Source organism: Pseudoflavonifractor capillosus (genome assembly GCF_016902575.1).
Taxonomy (GTDB): Bacteria; Bacillota; Clostridia; order Oscillospirales; family Oscillospiraceae; genus Enterenecus; species Enterenecus capillosus_A.
Genome location: NZ_JACSNZ010000089.1, coordinates 1 through 2,503 on the forward strand (window position 1 = coordinate 1; position 2,503 = coordinate 2,503).

Annotated in this window: 3 protein-coding genes and 1 pseudogene; 3 read left to right on the forward strand and 1 reads right to left on the reverse strand. The window is 51.3% G+C overall.

Annotation, left to right across the window (positions count from 1 at the left end; translation table 11 throughout):
• A partial coding sequence (locus tag H9X86_RS11830) for a hypothetical protein (RefSeq protein WP_204901702.1) occupies positions 1 to 492 on the reverse strand: 492 nt, incomplete at its 3' end.
• A gap of 149 nt (positions 493 to 641) precedes the next feature.
• Between H9X86_RS11830 and H9X86_RS11835 the strand changes: the two are divergent.
• From H9X86_RS11835 to H9X86_RS11845, 3 genes and pseudogenes are all read left to right on the forward strand, one after another.
• Positions 642 to 858, forward strand: a pseudogene (locus tag H9X86_RS11835) (helix-turn-helix transcriptional regulator).
• A 2-nt stretch (positions 859 to 860) separates the two neighbouring features.
• A complete protein-coding gene (locus H9X86_RS11840; RefSeq protein WP_243416955.1) occupies positions 861 to 1,832 on the forward strand; it encodes a helix-turn-helix domain-containing protein in 972 nt (323 codons plus the stop codon).
• A 2-nt stretch (positions 1,833 to 1,834) separates the two neighbouring features.
• Positions 1,835 to 2,239: a hypothetical protein gene (locus H9X86_RS11845; protein WP_204901703.1), complete on the forward strand. Its 405-nt coding sequence runs from the start codon at positions 1,835 to 1,837 to the stop codon at positions 2,237 to 2,239.
• Positions 2,240 to 2,503: the final 264 nt, after the last annotated feature.

Genomic DNA, 2,503 nt, shown 5'->3' on the forward strand with positions numbered 1-2,503 from the left:
GTAACGCTGGTAGCGGTCGATCTGCTTGCGGTAGTACAGCCATTTTTCTCTGCGGCTGCCAGGATAGATGAGAAGTTGTGGGGGAATGGTTTGGTTCTCTTCCTCCTGCGCTGCTGCAGCTTCCCACTGCTCCGGGGTTGTCATGGGGCAGTCTATCTCTTCCTCTGGAAGAAAGGAGAACTGCTGGGTGTACTGCTGGGCTTCCTGAAAAAGCTGCTGGTCATCCTGCAGCAGGATTTGAAATACCCGGTACTTGCTCAACTGACTGCGCAGGTCCATCAAACAGCCATTCAGTTCCCACCAGATGCCACGGTCCTGTGTACTCTCGTACTGCTTGGCCAAGGACTGGATGTGCTGGAGATGGTCATGAAGAGGGGCATACTGCCTGGGACCCAGGTTCAAAATGTCCGTGGTGAGTTCCCCGGCATCAAACAGTGTTCCACCGTATTCGATTGTGCTGCCGTGCATGTAAAATACGATATCTCCATTCATAGGACTTCACCGCCTCTAAAAATTGTCCCACCTGGAAAATAATTGGTCACACCTTTTTCTCAGTCTAACAAAATCTCCGACACAATACAAGCAGAAGGGCATCGGCACCGTCGCTGGTGTCCTTACTTTTTTGTAAAGGGGAATTCGAAATGAAGCAATCCATGTACAAGCACTACGACGAGCTGCCACTGTTTCTCAATTCGAAAACGGTAGCACAAGTGTTAGGTGTGTCACCATCCAGTGCTTATGAACTCATGCATGAACCAGGCTTCCCCATGCTGCGCATCGGCAATCGCATGGTGGTACCCAAGGAGGCAATTCATCCAATGGGTGGTGGAACACACGGAAGGAGGTGATCGCAACTGAATTTGTCTTTGTACCAGCGTGATCCGAAACGGCATCGCTTCCCACTGCCCAACGATATCTGGAAGTGGAACCTGAAGCCCCCGGCCTTTGCTACCTTCACCTACCTCTGCTATCTCCACACCCACGGCAAAAAAACTGTCCCACCCAGTGCGGACGAGATCGCATCCAAGCTACACATGAGCAAGGACATGGCCGCAGAGCAACGCACGGAACTTAAACAACGTGGACTGCTGAATCAACAGCTGGTTCCAGTGTGCAGGAATACCGGGAAGAATTTTTTCTCTCTGCCCAATGAATTGTTCTTCCTGAATCTCGGTCACGGAGCCATCACCGTCTATGCTTATCTGCTCTACTGTGAAGATCGACGCACCCATCAATGCCATCCCAGCTACCGAACCATTGCATCAGCGGTACATCTCACGGTGGCTACTGTGATGAAGCACGTCGCAAAGCTGGTAGACAGACAGCTCATCGCTGTGGAACACACCAGCTACCTGGACAGCCACGGCATGAAGTGGAACGGCAACAACCAGTACACCATCCTCCCAATCCAAATGACGTTGGACTGTTATTACCAGCAGCAGATGAACCAACTGGAGGAACAGCAAAAGTGGCAGCAGGCGCAAAAACGCCTGGGACAAAACCAGAGAAAGCCCCGTGTTTCCCGCTGTGAGGGGCTGTGTGGGCAATTGCAGGGCTGGGGAAGGCGCCCTGCCCCGCTCAGGCAAAGGAGAGGCAAATTCCCCCCCTTTGGGACGAAAATGGTGGATATGGGGCCTGGACTAACTAGAAGCAGGGGAAAGACACGACGCTCCTTGTGCGCCGTGTCGGCCACAACTGCCCGCAGTGCAGGCAGTTTCAGGCTTTTCAAAGGGCGTTCCTTTCGGCAAAAAATCTGGGGAGGAACGCTCTGTTGGGGACGAGCCTTACAGTCCCAAAGAATTCAAGATAATTTCGAAGCGAAAGGAGACTAATTATGGTCAAAGGAAAACAGAAAACAACCGTCTTTTTCACCCCCTCTGTGAGAGGGAAAATTGAGGACACTTACCGAAGCGATAATTGCAAAAGCCAGAGCGAGTTCATCGAAAAAGCCGTGGAGTTCTATCTAGGCTATCTGAACACCAAGCATGCCGGTGCCTTCCTGCCCGAGGTGCTCTCCACCATACTCATCGGTATCATGGATGACTTCGCACAGCGCATGGGCAGACAACTCTACAAGGTAGCGGTAGAACAAAATCTCTGCAATCACATCCTGGCATCGGACACCGACATGGACCAGCGGATCTATGAACTCATGCGTGGCCGAAGTGTGCGGGAGGTGAACAGCACCAACGGACGCATCAGCTTCAAGGAAGTGCTGGACTTCCAGAAGTCCGTGTGATCTATGTGAGCGTGTAAAAATCTGTGTTGCGATACAAAGATAAAAATACTCTCGGTTGGCCACGAGGAGGAGCAGCTGAGCTGAGGTAATGTGAGTATGGATGGTAACCACAACGTCTAAAATAGCACACTGTCACCAAAGAAACCGCCCCGAGGAAATGATAACAGTTTGATAATTGTGGTGAAATCCGCTGGCTATTCTCTTCATTGTTCGGTATTGTGTGTTGCTGATAAGGAGGCGGCACACATGAACGACTATATGAAA